General features: G+C 70.8%; 17 protein-coding genes and 1 tRNA gene. 7 read left to right on the forward strand and 11 right to left on the reverse strand.

The window, feature by feature from the left end; all coding sequences use genetic code 11:
* From J3P29_RS12000 to J3P29_RS12015, 4 genes are all read right to left on the reverse strand, one after another.
* Entirely contained in the window at positions 1–1572 is a 1572-nt protein-coding gene (locus J3P29_RS12000) for a hypothetical protein (RefSeq protein WP_210493644.1), read from the reverse strand.
* Positions 1572–3245: an alkaline phosphatase D family protein gene (locus J3P29_RS12005; protein ID WP_210493646.1), complete on the reverse strand. Its 1674-nt coding sequence runs from the start codon at positions 3243–3245 to the stop codon at positions 1572–1574. Before J3P29_RS12005 ends, J3P29_RS12000 begins: the two co-directional genes overlap by 1 nt.
* Before the next feature lie 153 nt (positions 3246–3398).
* Complete coding sequence (locus J3P29_RS12010) at positions 3399–3695, reverse strand: hypothetical protein (RefSeq protein WP_210493647.1); 297 nt, start codon at positions 3693–3695, stop codon at positions 3399–3401.
* Positions 3692–4015, reverse strand: a complete 324-nt coding sequence (locus tag J3P29_RS12015) for a DUF4031 domain-containing protein (protein ID WP_210493648.1) — start codon at positions 4013–4015, stop codon at positions 3692–3694. Before J3P29_RS12015 ends, J3P29_RS12010 begins: the two co-directional genes overlap by 4 nt.
* Positions 4016–4242: 227 nt before the next feature.
* Here J3P29_RS12015 and J3P29_RS12020 point away from each other — a divergent pair, with 227 nt between their 5' ends.
* The 4 genes from J3P29_RS12020 to J3P29_RS12035 all read left to right on the forward strand — a co-directional run bounded on the left by J3P29_RS12020 (position 4243) and on the right by J3P29_RS12035 (position 7356).
* Complete coding sequence (locus J3P29_RS12020) at positions 4243–5781, forward strand: DHA2 family efflux MFS transporter permease subunit (RefSeq protein WP_210493650.1); 1539 nt, start codon at positions 4243–4245, stop codon at positions 5779–5781.
* 99 nt (positions 5782–5880) lie between these two features.
* Positions 5881–5954: transfer RNA gene (locus tag J3P29_RS12025), tRNA-Pro, on the forward strand.
* 513 nt (positions 5955–6467) lie between these two features.
* Positions 6468–7127: a hypothetical protein gene (locus J3P29_RS12030; protein ID WP_210493651.1), complete on the forward strand. Its 660-nt coding sequence runs from the start codon at positions 6468–6470 to the stop codon at positions 7125–7127.
* A 31-nt stretch (positions 7128–7158) separates the two neighbouring features.
* Positions 7159–7356, forward strand: a complete 198-nt coding sequence (locus J3P29_RS12035; protein WP_210493652.1) for a hypothetical protein — start codon at positions 7159–7161, stop codon at positions 7354–7356.
* 697 nt (positions 7357–8053) lie between these two features.
* Here the strand turns inward: J3P29_RS12035 and J3P29_RS12040 are convergent.
* The 6 genes from J3P29_RS12040 to J3P29_RS12065 are packed head-to-tail and all read right to left on the reverse strand — an operon-like array spanning position 8054 to position 18590.
* Positions 8054–9130, reverse strand: coding sequence for a hypothetical protein (locus J3P29_RS12040; protein WP_210493654.1), 1077 nt, complete (start codon positions 9128–9130; stop codon positions 8054–8056).
* A gap of 8 nt (positions 9131–9138) precedes the next feature.
* Complete coding sequence (locus J3P29_RS12045) at positions 9139–11898, reverse strand: DUF3696 domain-containing protein (RefSeq protein ID WP_210493656.1); 2760 nt, start codon at positions 11896–11898, stop codon at positions 9139–9141.
* 14 nt (positions 11899–11912) lie between these two features.
* The gene (locus J3P29_RS20775) at positions 11913–12929 is read right to left on the reverse strand and encodes an MGMT family protein (protein ID WP_210493657.1); all 1017 of its coding nucleotides are present in this window, start codon (positions 12927–12929) and stop codon (positions 11913–11915) included.
* Positions 12929–14476, reverse strand: a complete 1548-nt coding sequence (locus J3P29_RS12055) for a class I SAM-dependent DNA methyltransferase (protein WP_210493658.1) — start codon at positions 14474–14476, stop codon at positions 12929–12931. The genes J3P29_RS20775 and J3P29_RS12055 overlap by 1 nt, the downstream gene beginning before the upstream one ends.
* A gap of 2 nt (positions 14477–14478) precedes the next feature.
* On the reverse strand, positions 14479–15786 hold the full coding sequence (locus J3P29_RS12060; RefSeq protein ID WP_210493659.1) for a restriction endonuclease subunit S: 1308 nt from the start codon (positions 15784–15786) through the stop codon (positions 14479–14481).
* Positions 15786–18590 carry a DEAD/DEAH box helicase family protein gene (locus tag J3P29_RS12065; protein WP_210493660.1) on the reverse strand — a complete coding sequence of 935 codons (2805 nt, stop codon included), beginning with the start codon at positions 18588–18590 and terminating at the stop codon, positions 15786–15788. The genes J3P29_RS12060 and J3P29_RS12065 overlap by 1 nt, the downstream gene beginning before the upstream one ends.
* Positions 18591–18712: 122 nt before the next feature.
* On the opposite strand from J3P29_RS12065, the gene J3P29_RS12070 reads away from it, so the two are divergent.
* Together J3P29_RS12070 and J3P29_RS12075 are read left to right on the forward strand one after the other, a co-directional pair.
* Positions 18713–18997, forward strand: a complete 285-nt coding sequence (locus tag J3P29_RS12070) for a hypothetical protein (protein WP_210493662.1) — start codon at positions 18713–18715, stop codon at positions 18995–18997.
* Between the two features lie 334 nt (positions 18998–19331).
* Positions 19332–19928, forward strand: coding sequence for a dihydrofolate reductase family protein (locus tag J3P29_RS12075; RefSeq protein ID WP_210493663.1), 597 nt, complete (start codon positions 19332–19334; stop codon positions 19926–19928).
* 39 nt (positions 19929–19967) lie between these two features.
* Here J3P29_RS12075 and J3P29_RS12080 read toward each other — a convergent pair whose 3' ends face one another.
* The gene (locus J3P29_RS12080) at positions 19968–21911 is read right to left on the reverse strand and encodes a S8 family serine peptidase (RefSeq protein WP_210493664.1); all 1944 of its coding nucleotides are present in this window, start codon (positions 21909–21911) and stop codon (positions 19968–19970) included.
* A gap of 456 nt (positions 21912–22367) precedes the next feature.
* Between J3P29_RS12080 and J3P29_RS12085 the strand changes: the two genes are divergently transcribed.
* A complete protein-coding gene (locus tag J3P29_RS12085; protein ID WP_210493666.1) occupies positions 22368–24182 on the forward strand; it encodes a methyl-accepting chemotaxis protein in 1815 nt (604 codons plus the stop codon).
* Positions 24183–24381: the final 199 nt, after the last annotated feature.

The raw sequence follows: 24381 nt of genomic DNA on the forward strand, positions 1-24381 counted from the left end.
TCAGCGGGCGACGGCCTGCGGGAGGGTGGTCGCGGCGACGGTCCGGCGGCCGCTGCGCACGCGGGTGGCGGCGCGGACGAGCACGACGTCCAGCCCGCGCGGCGCGGCGAAGCGCGCGACCACGGCCCCCGACGGGCTCCGGCGCACGGTGCGCACGGTGCGCCAGCGGGCGCGGCCGCCGGAGCAGCCGGTGCGCACGGCGACCGTCACGCGGCGGGTCGCCGCGAAGGGGCGGGTCACGCGGCCGCGGAAGGTCACGCGGCCGTTCGCCAGGCGGACGGCCGTGGCGGCGAACCGCGGGCGCAGCGGCAGCGGCGCGCTGGCGGCGCGGCCGAGCGTGGCGACGTACCGCGCGCCGGCGGCGTGCCGCGGCGCGCGCAGCCGGGCGACGAAGGTGCCGTCCGTCCCGACGACGGCGCGGGCGACCACCGCCTTGGCGCCGACGCGCCGCACCAGGACGCGCCGGCCGGCGGCCGCGCCGCCGGCGGCGCCGCGCAGGAGCATCCGATCCCGCCCGGCGCGGCGCGCACCGGTCAGGAGGATCCGGCGGCGCGTGCACTGCAGCAGCGCGTCGGCCGCGCGCGAGCGGCGGGCGTCGGGCGGCGGCGCGCCGAGCCCCGCCGCGCCGGGCCCCGCCGGGACGACGGTCAGCCGGCTGCGGGCGCCGGCGCGCGGGTCGTCGGTGCCCAGCCGCACCCACAGGCGCCCGGGCCGCGACAGCGCCACGGTGGCCGCGAGCGGGCCGCCGTCCCCGCCGTCCGCGCACGCCAGCGCGCTGTCGCCGGCGAGCGGGTCGCCGAAGACGGTGACGGTGCTCGCGTCCCCGTCCCCCGAGACGGTCCAGGGGCCGCCGGCGGGCACGCGCACCTGCCGCCAGACCGTGGCGGGCGCCGGGCACGCCGGCTGCGCCGGATCCCCCGCGCCGAGCGTCGCGCCGCCCAGCGGCACCTCGAACGCGCCGGGCCCGTCGAGCAGCGGCGCGGCGTCGGGGTCGTCGCCGGCGGGCGCCGCGAGGCGGTCGATGCGCTCGTCCGCCAGCGTGGCGACGACGGGCGCGAGCGGGTCGCCCGCGCGCCAGCCGACCTGCACGAGCGCGGGTCGACCGGCGGGCAGGACCGCGTCGACCTGCGGGTTGGCGTCGGCGCGGCCGTCGCCCAGGATCTCGCGGCCGTCGCAGGCGGCCGGCTCGCGCACGTCGGCGGACTGCGGCGTCCCGCCGAGCGGCTGGACGAAGAGCGCCAGGTCCGGGGTCGCGGTCGTGACCGGCCCGGTCGTCGCCTGCGGCGTCGCCGACACGCTGATTCGCCGCGGCCGCTCGTCCGGCGGGATCCACGCCCACGCGGTGTGGGCGAAGCTCGCGTCGCCCAGGCAGCGGGGGACGCCCGCGTCGGGGGTCGTGCCGGCCAGGTCCAGGACGGCCTCGCGCGAGGTGGGGTTCGGCGCGTTCTCGGCGGTCACGGCCGCGAACGGGCGCGCCTCGGTCGGCCCGTCGTACGGGGCGGCCCCGGCGGGCGCGGCGGCGAGCGCCAGGCCGGCGGCGGCCAGGACGGCGGTCGGGGCGGTGCGGCGCATCAGGCGGCCCTCCGGCGGCTGGGGCTGCGGTCGTCGTGGTGGGTGCGGCGGCGGGCAGCCTGCTCGACGAGGCGGGGCTGGGCGCGTCCGGACAGGGCGATGCGCGCCTCGGCGTCGCGGCGGCGGGTCAGCGCGTCCCCGACCTGACTCCGTGCGCCCGCCTCGCCGGCGCGCGTGACCTTCGCGTCGCCCCCGCGGGTCCCGGCCGTCTGCTCCAGCCGGTTCGCGCCGCGGGCCTGCACGAACGAGGCGATCGTCTCGCTCGGCGCGCCCTGGCGGGTGATGTCCGACGCCCGGTAGTCCACGCGCAGCTCGTTCGCGTCGGCGCGCAGGACGGCCCACCCGTGCCGCGCGCCCTGGACGTACTGGAACTGCGGGTTGATCGTCTTGATCGCGCCGTTGCCGAGCCACTCGAGCCACTCGGGCACGCCCGCCGACGTCACCGACCCGCCGACGTACTCGGTGGCGACGATCGGGCTGCCCGATCCGGGCCGGCTGTCGACCGGCAGGTGGTTGGCGAAGAAGATGTGGATGTCGCCCGTCAGGAAGACGACGTCCTGGAGGCCTCCGGCGCCGATGTGGCCGAGCAGCTCGTCGCGCTCCGCGGTGTACCCGTCCCACTGGTCCGTGTTGAAGGACGTGCCGCCGAGCGGACCGTTCGGACCGAGCATCGTGATCATCGTCGGGTTGCCGAGCAGCTTCCAGCTGGCCCCGCTGCCCGACAGGCTCGCCTTCGCCCACTCCATCTGCGCGCGGCCCAGGAACGCCTCGGGCTGGTCGGCGCGGCGGTACTGGCGCTGGTCGAGCATGAGCAGCTCGGCGTGCCGGCCCAGGCGCCAGTTCCGGTACAGGCGGTAGCGGTCGCCGGGGACCGACAGCCGTGGGTGCCACTCGAAGCTGGCGCGGTAGCCCGCGGCGCGCTGCGACGCGAACGGGTGGCCGTTCCTGCCGTCCGTGTAGTTGTCCTCGACCTCGTGGTCGTCCCACGTGTGCACGGTCGGGTGGACGCGGTGCAGCTCGCGCAGGTAGGGGTCGGCGCGGTAGAAGCGCAGCTTCGCCCGGTAGCTGGCCAGGTCGTTCGTCGCGAGCTCGTCCGCCGCGCCGCCGGACTCCTTGGCCGCCGCGTACTCGTACGTGTAGTCGCCCAGGAACGCGTACAGGTCGAGGTCGTCGCGGGCCGCGGCGTCCGCGTGGGCGTTGAAGAAGCCGTGCGTCAGGCGCTGGCAGCTCGAGAAGCCGATCGCGATCGCCTTCGCGCTCGCCGGATCGGGCGCCGTCTTCGTGCGGCCGACGGGCGACATCCCCGTCGCCGACTGCCAGACGTACCAGTAGTGCGTGTCGGGCCGCAGGCCGCCGACGCGCGCCTTCAGCGTGTGGTCGACCCCCGACGAGGTCGGCACGACGGTCGTCGCCACGACCCGTCCCAGGCCCTCGTCCTCGGCGACGATCAGCCGCGCGGCGGTGCGCGGGCGCGGCGTCGTGACGCGGCCCCAGAACGTCACCGCGTCGGGCGCCGGCTCGCCCGACGCGACGCCGTCGAGGAACTCCCCCGGTCCGATCCCGCGCGCGCCCGTCAGCAGCCGGGCGTGCGCCGGCGTGGTCAGGGCGGCGCCGGCCAGGACGGTGCCGGCGCCGCCGACGAGGGTCCGACGGGTGATCCGTGTCGCGCGCATGCGGCGTCCAAGGATCGCCGCCCGTGCCGCGCGGGAAGTGACGAACGCGTGAACGTCCTACGGACGGTAGGAAGCGCCGGGGTGCAGGGGCGCCGTGCGGACGGGAGCGGCACGCCCGGATCACGCGCGGCCCTCCGCCGGAGCGCGGCGGGGTCAGCGGCGGCGCAGGAGCGCCAGGGGTGCGGCCAGGTTGAGGATCCACCCCACGCCGAACGCGCGCGGGACGAGGGGCGACCGGCGGTCCGGCTGCCACATCGTCCCGCGGACGCGGGCCAGCGTAGGCGGCCGCAGGTCGTACGGCACGACGCCGAGCACGCGGCCGTGCCAGGTGCGACGGGCGCGCGGCGTGCGCAGCTCGCGAGCGACGGCCAGGACGAGCGCCCCGCCGGCGACCGCGGCGGCGGCGCGGCCCGGGGTACGGCTGGTCGGGGACGGGTCGATGGCGGTCATCTGCGCTCCGGGCGGGATCGGTCGGCCGCCTCGGAGTCTGCCGCACGGTGCGCCCGCCGCGCCGCCATGTTCCGCCGCGCCGCCGCGCGCCAGCTGACGGGCACGGCCCCCAGGGCGATCGCCCGCTCGCGGCCCTCGCGCGTCAGGTCGTAGTGGTCGTGCCACGGCCGTCCCGGCTTGTGCTGGAACCACGCCCGCCGCAGGCCCAGCCGCGCCGCGAACGCGTGCAGCTCCTCGGTCGCGTCCGCCTGCAGGTGGCCCCCGCCCGTCCACCGGCCCCAGTCGCCGCGGACGAAGCCGTCGTCGACGTAGACGGTCATCCCCTCCATCATCGCGCCGACGGCGCACGGCCGTGTCGAGGCACCTCGGCGGTCGCGGCGTCGTCCATCCGCGGCCCGTCTGCTCCGCCCGCCTGGGCCCGCGGGCGTCCGTTCGCGTGCGCCGGCCCGCGTCCGTCCCGCCCGCGCAGGCGAACGGTGTTGGCGCGTTCGCACTCTGGACGAATCTACATCGAGAGAAAACTTTCTGTCGCTGTATTCTTCTCCGCATGGCCTCTCCCCCTGCCGCCGCGGCGCCGCCCGCGGCCTCCGACGCGATCGACCGCGAGACGTGGATCGTCGCGGGCGTCGTGATGCTCGGCGCGATCATGTCGATCCTCGACACGACCGTCATCAACGTCGCGATCGACCGCCTCGCGTCGGACTTCTCCTCCTCCCTGACGACGATCCAGTGGGTCGTCACGGGCTACACCCTCGCCCTCGCCGCCGTCATCCCCGTGACGGGCTGGGCGTCGGACCGCTTCGGCACGAAGCGCATCTACCTGTGGTCGCTCGCCCTGTTCGTGGGCGGCTCCGTGCTGTCCGGCCTGGCGTGGAGCGCCGGGTCGCTCATCGGCTTCCGCGTGCTCCAGGGCATCGGCGGCGGCATGATCATGCCCGCGGTCATGACGATCATGACCAAGAAGGCCGGCCCGCACCGCATGGGCCGCGTGATGGGCGCGCTCGGCGTGCCGATGCTGATCGCCCCGATCGCCGGCCCCGTCCTGGGCGGCTGGCTCGTCGACGACGTCTCGTGGCGGTGGATCTTCTTCATCAACCTGCCGATCGGGATCATCGCCTTCGTCCTGGCCCTGCGCGTGCTCGAGCGCGACGAGCCGCAGCCCGCCCACCGCATGGACTGGCTGGGCCTGCTGCTGCTCTCCCCCGGCCTGACGCTGGCGATCTTCGGCCTGGCCGAGTCCGCCAGCGACGGCTTCGGCGCGACGAAGTCGTGGCTGCCCACCGCCGCCGGCGCGCTCCTCGTGGCGACCTTCCTGTGGCACTCCTGGCGCAGCGAGAACCCGCTGATCGACATCCGGCTGTTCACGCACAGCCGGGCGGGCGCGGCCGCGGGCACGTTCATGCTCTTCTCGATCGCGTTCTTCGGCTCGCTGCTGCTCGTGCCGCTCTACTACCAGTCCGTCCGCGGCGACACGGCGCTGCAGGCCGGCCTGCTGCTCGTCCCACAGGGCCTGGGGTCGATGCTGACCATGCCGATCGCCGGCCGCCTGACGGACCGCTTCGGCCCCGGCCGGTTCGCCGCCGTCGGCATCCCGCTGATCGTCGTCGGCCTGTCCCCCTTCGCCTTCGTCGACGCAGACACGTCGTACTGGCTCCTCGGCGGCTTCAGCTTCGTGCTGGGCCTGGGCATGGGCATGTCGATGATGCCGACGATGACCGCCGCGATGCAGGCCGTCCCGCCGCAGGCGATCGCCCGCACCAGCACGGCGATGAACATCATCCGCCAGTCCGGCGCGTCGATCGGCACCGCGATCCTCTCCGTGATCCTGGCGTCGAACATCAAGGACCAGCTCGGCGGCGCCGCCGGCGGTGGCGGCGGCTTCGACGCCGTGCACGGCATGAGCGAGGCGCAGCGCACCGCCGTCGCGCAGCCCCTGGCCGACGCGTTCTCGTCGACGTTCGTCTGGGCGCTGATCCTGCTGGCGCTCGCGTTCCTGCCGGCGCTCGCGATGGCGCTGTGGCGGGACAAGCCGGCCGAGCAGGACGCCGGCGAGCCCGGCGCCGGCGTGCCGCTGGTGATGGAGTAGTCCGCCCGCGGGTCGCGCCGCCCGGCGCGACCCGCGTGGACGCCGCCGACCGCAGGGAGCGGTCGCGCGGCGCCCGGCTCCGGTACTCTTCACCGTCCTCGGGGAGTGGCGCAGTCTGGTAGCGCACCCGGCTGGGGGCCGGGCGGTCGCAGGTTCAAATCCTGTCTCCCCGACTCCGAGGAACGAAGGGCCCGCACCGCGGGCCCTTCGTCGTTCCGGGGCGCCCCCGCAACTGCGGCGGGGTCCAGCTTGACCCGGGGACTCGTGCGTGCTGGGCGACTTGGAGGGCATGGACGAACAGCTGCCGCTCACGCCCGCCCGCCGCTTCCCGCGTCCGCCGACTGGCTCTGAGGCGCGCCTCCTTGCGGCTGACATCGCCGCCTGGCTAGGCGTCACCGTCGCCGGGTTCTAAGCCGAGACCCGAGCCAACCGCATCCCACACATCCCGGTCGGCCGCTACTACCGCTACCCCCCTCGAGCATCGAGGCCTGGCTGAGAGTTCAGGAACACCGATGACCGCCACGCCGCCTTGGCACCGGCTCGCTATTGCAGAAGCACGGCACTTGGTGCGGCCGCTGGCGGCTGCCTAACGGCCGGCGCCTGTCACGCCGCATCGGCCCGATCCGCGCCCCGGAACGAACACCGGACTGACCCCCCGCGAAGCCGAGGCGCAGCTGCGCAAGATCGTGCTCGCCCAGGAGGTCTCGCCGAACCCGAAGGCCGCCGCCCGCTACACGATCAACGATGGGGCGCTCGCACTCATCGAGCACGAGCGCGCCCAGGGCGTCAGTCGCAGCTACATCCAGACCCTCAGCGCCGCCCAGCGCCACCACTTCGGCCCGGCAATCGGAGCGATGGTCCTGAGTAAGGTCCACCGCCGCGACGTCGAGGCGATGAGCGCACGACTCCTCTCGCACGGTTTGGTGCCGAAGACCGCCGCGAACACGCTGAAGCGCCTCTGCGGCGTGTTCGAGCACGCGATCGACCTCGAGTGGGCCACCGACAGCCCCGTCCGCCGGGCTGCGAGACCGCGTCACGTCCGCGACACCGACCCGGACCTGCGCTTCCTCACCCTCGAAGAGCTCGAGGCGGCCCTCAGAGCGATCCCGAACGAGGTCGTCGTTCGCACGCCGGCGCCGTACCGAGCCGGCCGCCCAGGCCCAGCACCGCCACCACCACCCGACGCCCTCGGACCCGTGCTCCGAGTCCTCGTCCTCACCGCCGCCTGCCCCGGCCTCCGCCAAGGCCAGCTCCCCGGCCTCCGATGGCGAGACGTCGGCTGGCCCGTCCAACCCATCCGCGTCGGCCGGACCTGGCGCCGCACCGAGTTTCGGCGGCCGCGGTAAGTTCGACCTCTCGACCCGCCGCTCCGTCCCGATGGCCAACCGCGTCACGGCCGAGTTCGACGCCTGGTTCAAGCGATCGATCTACACCGCCGACGACGACCTGGTCTTCGCCCACCCACAACTCGGCACACCGCTCGACGGCGGGAAGGTCACCAAGACGTCTGGGGTGTGGGAGTTCATCCGGACTGGCGTCGGAGATCGCCGCGTTCGATCAGACCGCCTTCAGTGAAGCGGTCGAGGGGATGCTTCGTTAGGGAGGTCGGGCTCGATGGCAAGTCGAAGGCGGACCTCGACTCGCAGAAACGGGTGCTCGGACAGTCCTGGAGGTCGTGGACGCGCGTCCACGACCGACCACCATTCACAGCGTTGCCGCGTCCGAGCCCGTGCTCGACGCTCTTCGTGAGAGCCGAGCAGCGCGCCCATTCTTCATTGGTGGCGCGGGAGCGAGAAGCAGACCGAGGAAGCCATCGAGCTCGGCTGCTTCTTCTCGATCAACGGCGCCGAGATCAGGCGTCCGAAAGCGCTTCCCTGCTGCCGCCGGAACGCGTTCTCACTGAGACGGAGTCTCCGTACTCGCGGCGCTCGGACCCAGCTGCGAGCAAGCGAGCTGCGGTCGGGACCACGGAGCGGGCGCTGATGCATGCGTGGGGAATGAACGAGCTGGCTCTCCGTCGGCTGCTGTGGCAGAACCTCGGCGAGCTGTTCGAACGCTGCGACTGACGGACGATGTCCCGCCGGCCGTCCAGGAAACGATGCTGACGGCTGGTCTGCGGTAGCGGGGCCAACGACAGCGGTCGGGCTCCGCGAGCGCGCTGATGTAGCTGTCAATGCTCCGGTCGGCCGAAGGTTCGCCATCCGGGCGCTTTCAGGTCACGCGTCTCCGGTGTCGCGGCGCCAACGAAGCGAGCGTCGCGGCGTGGCTGGTTTCAGGCTGCGGCGCGTAGAGTGCCGCGGCTGAGGACGCTGGCCGTGGTCGACTGCCGCCCGTCCTCGATTCGCTTCTCGGCTTCGCGCATCTCCTTGAGCGAAGACGGCTTCCAGTGGTACTGCCAACCCATCCCATCTTCGTCCTGCACCGTTGACCGGCCAAGGCGATCGAATCCAGGCAGGGATTTTACAGCGGCACCCGCGCTGAAGCGGATGTGCCGATCGTGAGGCATTCGCACGTCGCCCTGCCTCCATGGGCCCGTGACTACGTCGACCCTTGCGATCTGGCCGTTGGCGGCCGGTTGCCAGAGATCGGTGATCATCGCGGCTGCGTCGGCCGCGTCGCGAGGGTTGCGCTGGCCACCGCTCGCGCCCATGAGCACGACCTCGGCGCCCGGTTGCAGGACTCGGTCGAGCCATCGCAAGAGCCACACGACGGCTTCAGAGTCCCAGCGCGCCGATCTCGGCCGGTTGTCGTGATGCCAGCAAACGTTGCCGAACAGGTACTGATCGACGACAACGACCCGCCGAGAGAGAAGGGCAACGGGCAGAAGAACCTGCTTGAAGAAGTCGTCGCGCGAAGCGCCATGTTCGAGGACCCCACGATCGGCGAGCTCACGCAGCGCGTCCAACGTGTTGCAGTAGGCCGCACTGTGCGCGGCGGCAACTTCCAGATTCGATTGGGCGTCGCGGTACAGGCCAGAGCCGTCGACGCCGAGCGCGGCGGCTTGTCCGTCCGGGAGGACGGCAACTTGGGCTCGACGACCCCAGACTTGTCGCAGCTCATCCATTCCGGTGACTGCGCCGAGCCGTTCAGCGACAGGCGGCGCGAAGTAGGTCAGCCGCTTGCGCTTCTTCAACTCCTCTAGCACCGTCAGCCAGCGGTTCCTCACGCCAGGCGGAGCAGTTCCCATTCCGCGAGCGGCCAGGAGGAGCTCCCTCTCTTCGTCGGGGCTGGTGAAGACGAGGAGACCGTGAGCTTCGATCGCCCGGATCAGCGTCTCGTGCTGAGCCTTGGCGGCCGCAGGCGGCAGCTGATCGCTCAGGTCGCCGAGCGCTCCCGGCGCCAGGGACATCCGCGCGATCACTCGGCGCCTCCGAACAGCTCATCGAGCCGCTCCTCGAAGAAGCCCTGCGGCCACTCGTCGAGGAAGTCGCCGTCCCCGTCGAGGCGGAGCTGAAGCGCTCGCGCCTGGCCGTCCTCTCGCTGTTCGATGTACACGACGGACACGCGGTCTGCGTCGAGGGCGCCTTCGCGGATGCGCCGTTGCAGGCGCAGGATCAGGTGCTCACTATGTGTCTCGATGAGAACCTGGTTTGCCCGGCCTTCGTCCGACGTGGCCTCGATGAGCAGGTCTCCCAGCTTCGCCTGAAGGCCTGGGTGCAGATGGATCTCCGGCTGCTCGATGCAGATGACGCTGTCCTGCGTCGCCAGCAGCTGCACGACGATGGGGAGGACCTGACTGATGCCGAACCCGACGTCCGCCGGACTGACTTCGACCTTCGAGCGAAGGTCCGTGAGCACGATGGCGACGAGATCTCCAACGACGGCTGTCGAGCCACTGGCGATGACGGGGACGACCTTGAGCGTGTACGGCACTTCCAGCAACGCCAGCCACGCGTTGACCTGCACGACCTCTGATGAGTTGTCGAACAGGTGGAGCGCAATGTGCTCCCCTGCGGCGCCGGCGCCGGCAGCCGCCGCAGCACGGTTGTAGAAGCGCTGGGGCGGCGAGCGCAGCGGGCCGAGGTACGAGAGCTCATCGAGCAGCCGGCGCAGCTCTTCCGACATGCCGGCGACAAGCTGCATCGACCGGTTGACGTACGAGTTGACGATGCCGGGGTCGCGCCCCGCCGCCCCAGCGAGGTGAGCCACGACCGGGTCGAGGTTCGCTCTGGCACTGGGGAGCAAGCCCTCGCGGATGGCCGGCACACGCGTCATGCCCGCGTCTCGCAGCAGCTTCAGCGCACGCTTGCCGTTCTGGCGACGGGACCGGAGCCGGCGCTGTTCCTCTTCCTCGGTTTCGGCAGGGCTTTGGCGGCTGTCGAATGGGTACAGCAATGTGCCTTCTGCCACGCCGTCGAACACCGGTGCCAGATCATCGAGCTCGATGGCGAGCGCGCGGTCGGTGTCGCCGGATTCGTTGTCAATTGCGCTGAGCGGCAGACGAAAATCGCCGAAGCCGAGCAGCAGCGCCTCCTGCTGCGGAAGCCCAGATCCGTCTGCGCGGAAACTGAAATCAGCAGAGCGGATGAGCGCTGGGTCGGGAACGCCATCAGCGACATCCCAGCGGTCCGACGCACCGAACTCCACTCCAATGCTGAGCGTTCGGTCGAGGTCGTGCCTATGAACTGCACCCGCGAAGCTGCCGGCGTCCGTGAGCTCACCTTGCGTGACCAAGGACTGCGCGGCGAGGGACTGCTTGAGCAGCAGCAGACTCTGAAGCAAGCTGGACTTCCCGGCCGAGTTCGGCCCGTACACCAGCGTGATCGGCGCTGCGCGTACGCGCTGCTGCTCGCCGAACGACTTGAAGTTCTCCGCGCGAATCTCGGTGAGGAGTCGCCGCGGTGGCGCCGGTCGAACCGGACGCTGGACGGGCGCAGGCTCGACATGGCGCACTGGCAGCAGCCCGCCCGGCTCCAAGACCGTCTCAACATCGGCTACCGCCGCGATGTGCGCCGGCGCGTCTGGAGCTTCGCCGCGGCGCCAACGCTCCACCGTTGCAGCGACCAACTCGACGCCCTCTGCGGGCAGTTCCACCCGAGCGCGCTGGTGCTCGACGAGAGACGTGGCGTCGATCAGGAGCACCTTGCCGGCCGTCGCAGGCTCGGCGTGGCGTCGCAGAATCCAGACGCAGCTGGCGACGGAGGCGGCCGGGACCACGCCGGCGGGCAGTGTGATGATCGCCTCGACGAGGTCGTCACGGAGCATACCCTCGCGGATCTGCCCTTCCGAGTGCCCTCGCAGCAGCGTGGACTGCGGCATGAGAGCGACCGCGCGTCCGTGCGGGGCCAAGGCGCCAAGAGCGAGTTGCAGCCAGACGAAGTCAGCTGAAGATCGGCCCGGCTTCCCGAACGGTAGGTCCGGCATCGAGTGCCACTGGTGGTCAGCGAGCTTCAGGCCCCACGGCGGCTGCACCACGATGGAGTCGAACCGCGAGGAGCGCTGCATGTCGGCGATCGCATCGCCGACGTGAACTTCGAACGGGAACCCGGCTAGCTCGAACCGCATCCTGGCCCGTGCCGCAGTCGTCGAGTTCAGCTCCCACCCATGAAGGCCGAGGTGACCGCCTTGCGCGGCTGCGTGGGACGCCGCAGCGAGCAGCGTGCTGCCGATACCGCACGCGGGATCGAGGAGGCTGGCGCCGGCTGGCAGTAGCGCAGCCATGAGACGTGCCGCACTTCCTGGCGTTTCGCTTTCCATGCCCGCCCGGCTCAGGCGTTGCGAGCGGATGCGCAGAACTGCCTCAAACGCGCCGTGCAACTCATCTCGCATGGCCGTGGGCTCAGGGCCGAGCGGCCATGCGTTGAGGGCGTCGACACTGAAGCGCAGCGCGTGGCCGCCGTCCTCGGCGACCGACTTGTAGTGGCCTCGCCAGAACGGGACGTGCTCTTCGAGCGCGCGATCGAGGATCTGCTCGGGCTGCCGACTCATCGTGAGCTGATCGCGCAGGGCATCCCAGCCTCCGTCACGCTGATCGCGCTCAGTCGCCCAGCGCAGGTAGATGAGCTGAAGAAGGAGGTCCGTGCCTTCCTCGAGGCCGAGCGAGCGCGTCGCGTCGGCCACGCGGAAGACCACGTCCTCCAGACGGAACTCGCCGATTTGGCTCGGCGGTCGCTTCATGGAGCCATCGGAGCTCACGAAATGGGGCTCCAGCGCTTAGTCGCGTCGGCTCGGCCGCGAGCGTCGAACGTCAGACCTTCTGACTCCAAGAGTGCGCGTGCCTCCTCCGGGCCGCCGATGTCGCCTGCCCAGCTCGGCGACACCTGGCCGGTCTTGCGAAGCACCCGATGGACGCAGTTCGGCGGGAGGTCGGTGGCCTTGGCCAGGTATTGGCCGACAGGCAACCCGCCCCGGGCCGTACCTCCGGCAGCAACTGCGAGGTCTTGATAGCTCATCCAACGACCGGGCGGAATACGGGCCATGATCTCATAGGCCTTTGCCCAATCCACCTTCTGCTCGCTCTGCGCCTTCGCGCGCTTGGCCTCGCGCTGCATCACGTACTCGGAGGCCTCCGGGAGCGGGATCAGAACCGAAGAAGTGAGCAACAGGTTCCCGTTGACCATGTACGGAACCAGCTGGACACAGCTGATGTCCATCCGCCATGCCTCTCGCAACCAGAGCACGGTGGCGGTGACCTCCGACTGAAAGCTCTTCGCGACCAGGATCATGCGTGGGCGGACGTCGTCGTCGATGCCGTCGAGAGAGCCCTCGCTGACGTGCTGCTCGAACGCGGCCATCGCGTCATCGCGACTCACCGGGGCGCTCGGCGACCCATGGTGTCGCGTGTACATCTCCAGGAGGTCATCGAGCGTCAGATTCGACGAGAACGCCGCGTATCTGAGCGCCTGAAGATCCTGACGAGCGCCTGACGTGTCGCGCTTGAGCTCGATGACGACGAGCTGGCCGGCCACGTCGAGCGCAAGGATGTCCGAACGCTCCTTCGTCTTGTCGAAGCCAGCGAACTCCGTCGTGATGACGAGCAACTCTTCGCCGAGGACGCGCGGCTCCGCCGCGAGCCACCGCTCGATGTGCTGGACCTCAAGGATCCCAAGGTCGGCGAAAGAACCGGGCGCGATGGGCTGAGGCGTTGTCTGTGCCTTGTCCCCTGGAAGCTCGAAGAGCAACGACGCGGGCCGGCCGGCTGTCGCCACTACTCGTGCTCCAGCAGAGCTTCGACCGCGTCCTCGTCGCGGTCGTCGCCGTTGGCGCTCAGCTGCGCAAGCTCGGCGGCGACCGCGGCAAAGGCCTCGATGCCGGCGGTGGCATTCTCGATGATCTGCTGCGCGATCACGTCGGGCGGCGGCAGCTGCGACGGGTCGGTGACCGACTCGTCGACCACGTCCGCCCACACGTCAAGGTTGAAACCTGGGCGGGACGCGATCTCCTCGTACGTCCAGCGCTTGAAGCACTCGCTCTCGACGCGGCGGGTCGGAAGCTCGCCGGGCTTGTAGGCGGCGACGAAGTCATCGAGGTCCGGCCGCTTCATAGTCCGCGTCTTCAAGGTGAAACGCTGGTTCGTGCGGAAGTCGTAGACCCAGACGGCTTTGGTCGCCGGCTCGGTCGAGGGCGCGCGACGCTCCAGGAAGAGCACGTTCGCCTTGACGCCTTGCGCGTAGAAGATGCCGGTCGGCAGTCGCAGCATCGTGTGGACATCGCACTCCTGAAGCAACCGCCGACGGATGGTCTCGCCGGCCCCGCCCTCGAACAGCACGTTGTCTGGCAAGACGACAGCCGCCGTGCCGCCGATCTTGAGCATCGAGACGATGTGCTGGAGGAAGTTCAGCTGCTTGTTGGAGGTCGTCGCCCAGAAGTCCTGGCGGGAGACCGACTCATCCTCGCTCGTCGCACGCCCGTGCTCGCCGACGAATGTCACGGAGCTCTTCTTGCCGAACGGTGGGTTGGCGAGGACCATGTCGACCTTGTCGGAGGGCGGCATCAGTAGCGCGTCGCGGACCTCGATCGGCGGCGTGGCGTTGATGTCGCTGCCGCCGATGCCGTGCAGGAAGAGGTTCATCGCGCAGAGGCGGGCGGTGTTGTCGACGATCTCCGTACCGCGGAAGGTGTGGTCCCGCAGGAACAGCTTTTCGTCGCGGTCGAGCTCGAAGTGCGACGCGATGTACTCATGCGCTGCGAGCAGGAACCCGCCGGTGCCACTGGCCGGGTCTCCGATCGTCTGGCCCGGGCGCGGGCGCATGACGTCAACCATCGCGCGGATCAGCGCGCGAGGCGTGAAGTACTGGCCAGCACCCGACTTCGTGTCCGCCGCGTTCTTCTCCAGGAGTCCTTCATACGCGTCGCCCTTGATGTCGGCGTCGACGCCCATCCACGTTTCCTGGTCGATCAGGTCGACGATCAGCCGGCGGAGCTTCTGCGGGTCCTGGATGCGGTTCTGCGCCTTGCGGAAGATGAGCCCGAGAAGCCCGGGCTGCTTGCCGAGTTCGCCGAGGGTCGCGACATAGTGCGCTTCGAGCGCGGGGCCGCTCTTGCCAAGGAGCGACGGCCAGTCGAAACCGCCGGGAAGGCGGTACGGCTCGTTCAGCGGCGCTTGCGTGCGCTCATGAGCCATCTTCAGGAACAGCAGGTAAGTCAGCTGCTCGACGTAGTCGCCGTAGGACAGACCGTCATCCCGGAGGATGTTGCAGTAGGCCCAGAGCTTGTCGACGAGGGCGCGGGAATGGTCGTTCATGGGCTGCTTCATGACTACCTCGCAAGCTCGAACGTACGAGAGTTCTTCGGTAGCGCGTCGCCGTCGCGAGGTCTCAACTTGCCCGCAACCGCGGCCTTGAGAATCGCCCACCGAAGATCTTGCGTGGCGCGACGCTGACGCTTGATCTCGGCCGAGGCGACTCCCATAGCCGAGAGCTGCGACGCCAGAACCGTCGCGAGGGCTCGTTGCGCATCCTTCGATGGCACTGGGACCTGAAGCCCGCCCAACACGCTGCCGTTAACGGCTGGTCGGCCGATTCCCTGGCGCTTTGAGAAGACATAGCTCCAGTAGGCGCTGCTACGGAAGTACAGAGCGAGGAAGTAGGGGTCGAGGTCCTCGCTAGCGCGAACTCTGATCAGGTAGGAGGCGTAGACGGTCCCGGAAGGAACGTCCTTATCTACGAGGTAGCTCTTGCCCGTCGTAGCACCGATTCGTGCGAAGACGATGTCGCTGGGCGTGAGTCCATAGCGCGCCGTGTCGACCTCGGTTCCGTCGCAGTACGGCACGAGATCCCAATCGACCCGGTTGTCCTGAATGTCGGTGATCCGCAAAAACTTGGGACCCACCGGTTCGGTGGTAGCCGAGGCAGTGTATCCGTACTGAATGTCTGCGACATCGCTCAGTGGACGAACGGCAGCGTTCTTAAGCGCGTCACGCAGCGTCGCATCCATCGACTCCAAGCGGCCTCCAAAGCCTGCCGTTATCAGCGACGCCTCGAAGTCGTCCAAGGACCCGAGAGCCGCGTCGAACTCTCGCTCACCATCCTCCACCGCGCCCAGGAGTTCGGAAAGGCGTTCGCTTAGCGCATGCTGCTCATCGAGAGGTGGAACCGGGATCTTGAAATTCATGAGTGCGCGAGTGTCGATGCTCGCGACCGTGACCCCGTCTTTGCTGCACTGCTTTAGGATCTCGTCTCGATTGCCGAGGACCGCCCACAGCGCCCAGTCAGGAGAAAGCCACTCCGCCGGCGTTAGCACCTTCATGTCCTGATTGAAGGACGCTGGGAAAGGGATTAGTGCTACCGGCAGTGAGTGCTCCAGGATGCCCGAGCGCACAACTAGCGCGATGCTGTTGGCAGGGAGTGTCTTCGCGCTTGTACTTGCGGCTGCCTCCGCGGTGATCCGGTCCTGGCTCGCGCGTAGCACGGTGCTGGTCATGTCCTTTGGGCTCACCCACGGGACATCACCGTTGGTCCAGTAGCGCTCCTCCCGCTTCGACGGGGTCGCACCGCCCGCCCACGACCCGCACTCGCCAAGACGGACGAGTCGCCAACCGTCAGGTAGCACGCCGCCGTCGGACATCAAAAAGCCACCAGCTTCTCGTTGAGTTCTGCGACTACGGCATCGAGCTGATCGCCGAACAGCGCAAAGGCACCTAGCTTCCCGCCCTCTTCGTAGAAGGGCGTCATGTCGTAGTCCTGAGTCGGGTCGAAGTTCATGCTGGCCGCGATGTGGTTCTTTAGAGCGTGCAGCCAGCGCAGCTGCTCCGGCGTGAACTTCGCCTCGCCGCCTTGTTCTTCGAGCCACCACTGGAAGCGCTGCTCGACGATCTTCCGTGTCGGGAGCAGCTCGTCTTCCTGTTCGAGCGTGAAACGGATCAAGCGCACGAGGTCAGTGGTCGCCTTGCCGCCGTGTCCTCTGACACGGGAGGCCTCGATCGCCTCGTAGGCCTGCCAGATCCGTTCAGGGCTCAGGCTGAGAGGTGGCTTGGCGATCGCACGGGCGAGGTCCTTGAGGTCCTTGAGGCTCGGGCGCTGTGCGAATGCCTGCGAGTAGTACGCCTTGATGGCCAGGTACTCGTTGGCGTGTTCGTCGATGAACTGGCGCCAGGAGGCAACGGCCTCCTTGGCTGCGTTTGAGTCGACGAAGCCGGCGCTGATGACCTCGTCGAGATTGACGGTGTCGATCAGCTGCTCGGTCTCGGTCTTTAGTTCCATGAGCTTGTCGCGGATGTCCGAGTCGCGAAGCTCAACGGTCGCTGCGTTGAGAAGGTACCTTCGAGCAGCTGCGAGTTCCTCGTCTGACGGCTCGGACGAGCCGCTGGCGGTCTGGGCTGCGGCGAGCTGAACGTCGGGATCGGCAGCGTTCTTGAGTCGGACGGCGATGCTGTGCAGCGACGTGCCGGCCACCTGCTCGAATTCGTCCTTCTGCGCGTCGGTGAACCGATTGTCCAGCCGGATCAGCCGCACGGCGACTGTGGACAGTGTGTCGTCGGTGGCGACGCCGAGGCGGATGTCGTCGAGCAGCTTCTCCAGCGGCGTCGACGGTGAGCGATCCATCGGCCGCGACTCGTTGAGAACGCGGTCGTCGTCGGTCAGGGCAACGCAGTCGATGAGGACACAGTGGTCCTTGACCTGGTTCTTCTCGCGCGCGCCCGGGGTGACCGCCCAGAAGTCGTCGGGCTTAATCTTGCGCACCGCGCGGCCGCGCATCTGATTGAACAGCGTTCGTGAGCCGACGCGCCGCATGAAGACCAGGCACTCGATGCTCTTCACGTTTGTGCCGGTCCCGATCTGGTCGACCGAGACCGCGATGCGGAAGTGCGGATCATTGCGGAACGCCTGGATGTGGTCCTCGACGTTGCCTTCGACCTTGTAGGTGATCTTCTTCGCGAAGTCCTGGCCCTCGCTGAACTCCTCGCGGATGACCTTGAGGACGTCGTCGGCGTGCTGGTCGTTCTTGCAGAAGAAGACGGTCTTCGGCACGACATCACGGCCAGGGAAGATCTCAGTCGTGATCTTATCCTTGAAGGCCTTGATCACCGTGCGGATCTGGCTCGGGTTGACGACGCCGTAGTCGAGCTGCTTCTCGTCGTATCCGAAGTCGTCGTCGAGTTCTCTGGAGTCGACCTTCCTGGTGAGCTTGTCGCGGACCTGTACCCAGCTCCCCGCGCCGATCTGCGCGCCGCCCGTGCCGACCTTGGTGTCGATGCGGTAGAGCTGCTGGTCCACGTTGACGCCGTCCTTGACGGACTGGTCGTGGTCGTAGTCGGCGATCAGGTTCTCGTGGAAATAGCCGATCGTCGTCGCCGTAGGAGTTGCAGTCAGGCCGATCTGAAAGGCATCGAAGTAGTCGAGCACTTGGCCCCAGCGCCCGTAGATGGACCGGTGGCACTCGTCGATCCAGACGAAGTCGAATGCCTCGATGGGGACGGTCGGCTGGTAGGCAATCTCGATGGGCGGGCCGCTGGTCTTCAGCTCGAACGAGCTCGACTCGTCGAATGCCTCGTCGTCGGACTCCTGCTCGCTCGTGCCGCGAAGCGCAGCGTACAGGCGCTGGATGGTGGTGATGACGACGTTCGACGACCCGCGGATCCTCGGGTCCTTGGCTGACAGCAGCTGAATCACGAAGTCGTCGCCGAAGCGGCGCTGATCGTCGGGGGAGACGTAGGCGACCATCTCGTCGCGCGCCTGCTTGCCGAGCGAGATGCGGTCGACCAGAAACAAAACGCGCTTGGCGCCCGCGAAGCGCAGGAGCCGGTAGGTCTCGGCGGCTGCGACGTACGTTTTGCCGGCACCCATGGTCATGCCGATCAGTGCCCGAGGCCGGTCGTCGCGCAGCGACTGCTCCAGCCCCTTGACCGCAACCGGCTGGATGAGACGCATGCCGTCCTGGTTAAGAACCGGCATCTGCCGTAGGCGCGCGCGGAGCGAGTGCTCTTCCAGCGCCCAGTCCTTCAGTGTCTCGGGCCGGTGGAGATGGAAGACCTGCCGTGGCCGGCGCACCGGGTCCTTGCGGCTGGTGAACAGTGTGGTGGTGCCGTCGGCGATGTAGAAGAACGGCAGCCGATCGGCGTAGCGCGGGACGCCCTTGGTCTTGACGAGCTGCTCGAAGCCGTCGGCGTAGCGGTCGGCCTGGGTCTCGACGGCGAACGTCGCGCCGCCCTCCGGCTTGGCCTCCACCGCGCCGACGACCTTGCCGTCCACGACGAGCGCGTAGTCCATAGGGCCGAGCGCCGTCGGAAACTCCCGTACTGCCTGCGGGTCGTCGGAGAGGAAATCGACGTCCTTGTACTTGACGACCTTCCAGCCGGCAGCGGTCAGTTGCTCGTCGATACGGCGACGGGCGCGCTGCTCGGGCTTGAGATCGAACTCGTCCTTCGACATGGAGGCATTCAGGCGCAGCCCACTAGCGCGGAGACCACAACCGCCTAGCGAGAACGGGCGCGAAATCCTAAATGGTTGGCGCCCGGGGGCGAAACTCGGCCGGCGAAACCCTCATGTCCTGCATGACGTCAAGCACGAAATTCTGGACCGCCGCTGTTGCCGACGCCCTCTTGTCTGTCAGAAGACAAGAGGCTTCCGTGTTCGATGAGTCCGGCTTCGCGCTCATCGGCGCAATCGCAGGCGCGATCGCAGCTGGGAACGTTCCCGCCCTCGAGCTCGCTGTCGCCGGATGTTCCACGCTGCTGACGGAGCACCGTGCCCCGCAACGGCCGCCGACGGATCTGCTGGAGTTCTGCCGTCAGCTCGCGTTCATCGGCACGCGACTTCTCCCTCCCAGTGACCGTTGATCGCCTACGTCTTCGTTAGGTAGAGGGATTCGGTTCCTGCGCTGGTGTTCAGCTCCGGAGCGATCGCTCCAACAGCACGGGTGTCGGTCCAAGTCGGGGTCCGAGGTGAGCGATTCGACACGGTTCCGAGCGAAACTCGGGACTCTCAAACCGCGATGACTGCGGGGATTTCAACTCATCGGAACCCGGCCACGGGCGCTGGGGGCCGGGCGGTCGCAGGTTCAAATCCTGTCTCCCCGACTCCGAGGATCGAAGGGCCCGCACCGCGGGCCCTTCGTCGTTGCGGGGCGCCCCCGCACCGATGAGCTCCGGCCGTCCGGCCGGTCTGAACGGCATGACCCGCGTCATCGGAGACATCACGATCTCGCTCGACGGCTACGTGACCGGTCCCGGCGCCGACCTGGAGCACGGTCTGGGCCGCGACGCCGAGGGGCTGCACGCCTGGGCGCTCGAAAGCGACGACCCCGTCGACCGCGGCGTGATCGAACGTCACGCCGCCGCGTCCGGCGCGGTCCTGATGGGCCGCCGCACGTTCGACACGGTCGACGGCACGTGGAGCGCCGAGCGCGGGTACGGCGCCGACCTGGACGCCCGGCCGCCGTTCTTCGTCGTCACGCGCCGAGCGCCCGACGCGTACCGCCTGGCGGACAGCCACGACTTCACGTTCGTCACCGACGGCCCGGCGGCGGCGATCGAGCGGGCGCGCGCGGCGGCCGGGGACCGCGACGTCTTCGTCATGGGCGGCGGCGCGCTCGTCGGGTCGTGCCTGCGCGACGGCCTGCTCGACGAGCTGCGCCTGCACGTCTCGCCCGAGATCCTCGGGGCCGGCACGCCGCTGTTCGCCGGCGTGGGCCGCGTGCGGCTAGAGCAGACGGCGGTCGAGGTCTCCCCCGTCTGCACGCACCTGACCTACCGCGTGGCGGCGGGCTGAGCGCGGCGACCGGCGGCGCGGCCGGTGCAGGTCGGCGGGTCAGCGCGCGGCGAACGCGACCGGCGCGGCCGCCGAGACGAGCGCGCCGCTGCCCGCCACGGCACGGACGCGGTAGCGCCCGGCCGGCAGCGTCCGCCCGCCGACCCGCGTGCGCAGGACGACGGCGTTCGCGCCGGCCCGGGCCTTCACGGTGACGGTGGCCGCCGTCCGGTACCGCGACCCGGCCTTCCGCTGCACGGTCAGGCGGACGGTCGCGGCGCGGTCCAGCAGGAAGGTCAGCGTCAGCGGGTGGCGGCGCGTCAGGCGGCCGCGCGAGAGCCGGACCCAGGAGAGGACCGGAGCCCGCGGCGTCGCGATCGCCGAGCCGGCCGGCGGGGCCGGCGGGGCGACCGGCGACGCCGGGGCGCCGACGGGCGTGGTCGGCGGTGCGGGCGCCGGGTCGGCGACCGGCGGCGTCGCGACGGGCGGCTCCGGCGCCGGCGGCGGCGAGACGTCGCCGCCCGGCGTCGGGTCGCAGGCGTCGCCGATGCCGTCGCCGTCCGCGTCGGCCTGGTCGGGGTTCGGCGTCGTCGGGCAGTCGTCCGCGGCGTCCGGCACGCCGTCGCCGTCCGCGTCGCCACCCGGCGCCAGCACGGCGTGCACGGCCGCGTCGGCGTTGACGCGCCGCCCGGAGACCGAGATCGCGGCGAGCGCCGGCCGGGCGTCCCCGGTGTCCATGAGCGCCGCCTTCAGCTTCGCGGCGGAGATCCCCGGCGCGGCGGACCGCACCAGCGCCGCGACGCCGGCGACGTGCGGCGCCGCCATCGACGTGCCGCTCGAGTAGGCGTAGCAGTCGTCGCTGCCGGGGCACAGCTCGGCGTCGCGGTGCCAGGTCGACGCGATCATCTGCCCCGGGGCGAACAGGTCGACGCCGTGCCGCCCGAAGTTGGAGAAGGCCGTGCGCGCGTCGTCCTGGTCGGTGGCGCCGACGCACAGGACGTTGTCGGCGGTCGACGCGCACGGGTACGTGGGCGTCGCGTCGATGTCGTCGCCGACCTGGTCGTCGCCGCCGTTGCCGGCGGAGACGACGTAGAGCGTGCGCGGGTGCGCGGCGATCGCCTGCTCCTGCGCCCGCGAGCGGCCGGCGCTGCCGAGGCTCGCGTTGACGACGGGCACGCCCAGGCGGCCCGCCAGGTCGAACGCCTCGGCCACGTCCAGGTCGGTGCCCGTCCCGTCGTCGCCCAGCACGCGCAGCGGCAGGACGGTCGCCTGCGGCGCGACCCCGGCCACGCCGACGCCGTTGTCGGCGCGCGCCGCGATCGTCCCGGCCACGTGGGTGCCGTGGCCGTTGCCGTCCGCGGGATCGGCGTCGTGGCCGACGAAGTCCCAGCCGTGCACGTCGTCGACGTAGCCGTCGCCGTCGTCGTCCTTGCCATTGCTCTCGCGGCCCGCGCCGGACTCCCCCGGGTTCGTCCAGTACGCGCCCTGCAGGTCCGGGTGCCACGACGACGCGCCGGTGTCGACGACCGCGACCGTCTGCCCGGCGCCGCGCGTGAGCGTCCACGCCTCGGGCGCGTCGATGTCGGCGTCGGCGGTCCCGCGCACGTTCGCGATGGGCTGGCCGGTGTTCTCGAGGCCCCACAGCTGCGACCAGCCCGGGTCCGTGGTCTGGGCCCGGACGGGGGCGTTCGGCGCGGCCCACCGCACGTCCGGGTCCGCGGACAGGGTCGCGACGGCGGCGGCCAGGCGGCCGGGCGGCACGCGCAGCAGCTCGACGTCCGGCAGCGTGGAGCCCCGGACGTGGGTGGCGCCCGCGTCCGCGCGCAGGGCGGCCCGCCGGCGGGCGGAGAGGCCCGGGTCGCGGCGGACGACGATGTCGCGCACGCCCTGGTCCTGGAGCCGCTGCAGCGCCGCGGCGCTCGTGGCGGCGTCGGCGGCGTGCGCCGGCGCCGCGGCGAGCGCGGGGACGAGGCACAGGAGCAGGGCGAGGAGCGGGCGGCGCACGGCGGGACGGGTCGGGGTCCCCGCGCCGCGCGCGGGGACCGGTCTGCCCCGGTCATCGGCCGCGGCGGCCCCTGCTGAACCCCGCGGAGGGCGCCTTACCGCCGTGCCCGGCAACCCTTAGCTCGCCCGAAGGTCGCCCCGGCGTCCCGCCAAGGTTCGGCTGGTTCCATGACCTCATCGCAGCACCGACGACCGACTGGAGCAGCACCGTGCACCACACCGTCCGCGCCGTTTCTTCCCGCTCCCCCCGCTGATGGAGCCCCCAAGACCCCCGCGTCCGCAGCAGTAGGGCGGGCGCGGGCACACCACCACGACGAAGGCCGCGGCTCCGCCCGCGGCCTTCGCGCGTCCGGGGCCGACCGTCCGTCCAGGCCACCCGTGACGACGACGGCACAGACGCTGGCCATCCGTACTCCTCCCCCTCAACGTCCGGGGAAGTCCGCCGATCAGGCCGGCATGCCCCGACTCACCCTCACGCGGAAGCTCCTCGGAGCACCCGCCGTCGCCCTGGTCCTGCTGGTCGTCGTCGGCGTCGTGGCGCTCTCGGCGCTCTCCAGCGTCAACGACCGCTCCAGCGCCATGTACGGCCAGGCCGTGACGCCGCTCGCGCAGCTCGGCAACGCGCAGGTCGCGTACAACAAGAACCGCACGGTCCTGCGCGACCTGCTCCTGCAGGACGACCCGACCGTCCAGGCCACCCTGCGCAGCGACATGGCCGCCAACGTCAAGGCGACCGACACGCTGGTGGCCTCCGCCGCCAAGGCGCTGCCGTCGGCGGAGGCGCGGACCGTCGCCGCGGCCCTGCAGCGTGACCTGGCCGCCTACGCGCCGGTCCGCGCGGAGTACGTGCGCCGCGCGGCGGCCAACGACGACGCCGGCGCCCAGGCGCTCAGCAAGCAGAACAAGCCGCTGATCACCCGGATCGGCGCCGAGTTCGACCGCCTCTACGGCCTGACGACCGCCGCGGCCGCCACCGAGGACCAGGCGATCACCGACATCTACGCCTCGCGCCGGTCGCTGATCGTCGGCTTCGTCGGCGTCGCGCTGCTCCTGACCGTCGCCGCCGGCCTGTTCGTCGCCCGCCGCGTGGTCCGCACCGTGCGCGAGCTGCGCGCCACCGTCGACGGCCTGCGCACCGGCGCGGTCGAGCCGCTCGCGGAGGGCCTGCGCGGCCTCGCCGCCGGCGACCTGACCGTCGAGGTCCACGCCGACGCGCCGGCCCCCACCGTCACGGGGAGCGACGAGCTCGGCGACCTGGCCCGCGACGTCGAGGCGATCCGCGTCGCCACCCTGGCGTCCGTCGACGAGTACCGCCGCACGCGCGAGGATCTCGGCGGCCTGGTCGGCGCCGTGTCCAGCTCGTCGCAGACGCTCTCCGCGGCGTCGCAGGAGATGGCGGCCACCTCGGACGAGGCGGGCCGCGCGGTGACCGAGATCGCCCACGCCGTCTCCGACGTCGCGCAGGGTGCCGAGCGCCAGGTGCAGTCCGTCGCGCAGGCGAAGCGCGCCACGGAGGAGGTGTCCGTCGCCAGCCGCACCGGCGCGGAGTCCGCCGAGCGCACCGCCGAGGCGGCGCGCGAGGCGCGCCAGGTCGCGGCCGAGGGCGAGCGCGCCGTCGTGCACGCCACCGACGCGATGCGCCAGGTCCGCGAGTCCTCGGGCCAGGTCACGGCCGCCATGCAGGGGCTGGCCGCCAAGACGGAGCAGATCGGCGGGATCGTCGAGACCATCACCGGCATCGCCGCCCAGACCAACCTGCTGGCGCTGAACGCCGCCATCGAGGCCGCCCGCGCCGGCGAGCAGGGCCGCGGCTTCGCCGTCGTCGCCGACGAGGTGCGGACGCTGGCCGAGGAGTCCCAGGACGCCGCGCAGTCGATCGCCACGCTCGTCGACGAGATCCAGGCCGAGACGGCCCAGGCCGTCGTCGTCGTCGAGGACGGCGCCGCCCGCTCCACGGACGGCGCCGCGACCGTCGAGCAGGCGCGCGACGCCTTCGCGCGCATCGGCGTGTCCGTCGACGACATGAACGGCCGGGTCGAGGCGATCGCCGCCGCGGTGCAGCAGATCGCCGCCTCGGCCGATCAGGTGCAGCACGACATGGCCGAGGTGGCCGCCGTCGCCGAGCAGTCCTCGGCGGCGAGCCAGGAGGTCTCGGCCTCCACGCAGGAGACGAGCGCCTCGGCGCAGCAGATCTCCTCGAGCGCCCAGCAGCTCGCCGCCACGGCGAGCGAGCTCGAGCGGCTCGTGGGGCGCTTCACCGTCGCCGCCTGAGCGCGGGCGACACCGTGCGGGCTCCGGGGCCGCGGCGACGCCGCGGCCCCGCCTGCGTCCGGGCCCGCCCCGCGGCACGTGAGAGGTGAACGGCGTTGACGGCGTCCGCCGGCAACACGGGAACGGTATTGACGTCACACGTACGCTCAAGCGGTCAAACGACCGGTCGAGTAGGTGGGCATGTGCACTCTTCACGAGC

The organism is Patulibacter sp. SYSU D01012 (genome assembly GCF_017916475.1).
Classification (GTDB): Bacteria; Actinomycetota; Thermoleophilia; order Solirubrobacterales; family Solirubrobacteraceae; genus Patulibacter.

What these genes read in the sequence shown, in the direction of transcription:
- J3P29_RS12060 (WP_210493659.1), bottom strand. Translation starts at nt 15,786, where the DNA reads ATGTCCGACGGCGGCGTGCTACCTGACGGTTGGCGACTCGTCCGTCTT.
- J3P29_RS12020 (WP_210493650.1), top strand. Translation starts at nt 4,243, where the DNA reads ATGGCCTCTCCCCCTGCCGCCGCGGCGCCGCCCGCGGCCTCCGACGCG.
- J3P29_RS12005 (WP_210493646.1), bottom strand. Translation starts at nt 3,245, where the DNA reads ATGCGCGCGACACGGATCACCCGTCGGACCCTCGTCGGCGGCGCCGGC.
- J3P29_RS12000 (WP_210493644.1), bottom strand. Translation starts at nt 1,572, where the DNA reads ATGCGCCGCACCGCCCCGACCGCCGTCCTGGCCGCCGCCGGCCTGGCG.
- J3P29_RS12045 (WP_210493656.1), bottom strand. Translation starts at nt 11,898, where the DNA reads ATGAAGCGACCGCCGAGCCAAATCGGCGAGTTCCGTCTGGAGGACGTG.
- J3P29_RS12085 (WP_210493666.1), top strand. Translation starts at nt 22,368, where the DNA reads ATGCCCCGACTCACCCTCACGCGGAAGCTCCTCGGAGCACCCGCCGTC.
- J3P29_RS12035 (WP_210493652.1), top strand. Translation starts at nt 7,159, where the DNA reads ATGGCCAACCGCGTCACGGCCGAGTTCGACGCCTGGTTCAAGCGATCG.
- J3P29_RS12075 (WP_210493663.1), top strand. Translation starts at nt 19,332, where the DNA reads ATGACCCGCGTCATCGGAGACATCACGATCTCGCTCGACGGCTACGTG.
- J3P29_RS12015 (WP_210493648.1), bottom strand. Translation starts at nt 4,015, where the DNA reads ATGACCGTCTACGTCGACGACGGCTTCGTCCGCGGCGACTGGGGCCGG.
- J3P29_RS12010 (WP_210493647.1), bottom strand. Translation starts at nt 3,695, where the DNA reads ATGACCGCCATCGACCCGTCCCCGACCAGCCGTACCCCGGGCCGCGCC.
- J3P29_RS12070 (WP_210493662.1), top strand. Translation starts at nt 18,713, where the DNA reads ATGACGTCAAGCACGAAATTCTGGACCGCCGCTGTTGCCGACGCCCTC.
- J3P29_RS12065 (WP_210493660.1), bottom strand. Translation starts at nt 18,590, where the DNA reads ATGTCGAAGGACGAGTTCGATCTCAAGCCCGAGCAGCGCGCCCGTCGC.
- J3P29_RS12040 (WP_210493654.1), bottom strand. Translation starts at nt 9,130, where the DNA reads ATGTCCCTGGCGCCGGGAGCGCTCGGCGACCTGAGCGATCAGCTGCCG.
- J3P29_RS12055 (WP_210493658.1), bottom strand. Translation starts at nt 14,476, where the DNA reads ATGAAGCAGCCCATGAACGACCATTCCCGCGCCCTCGTCGACAAGCTC.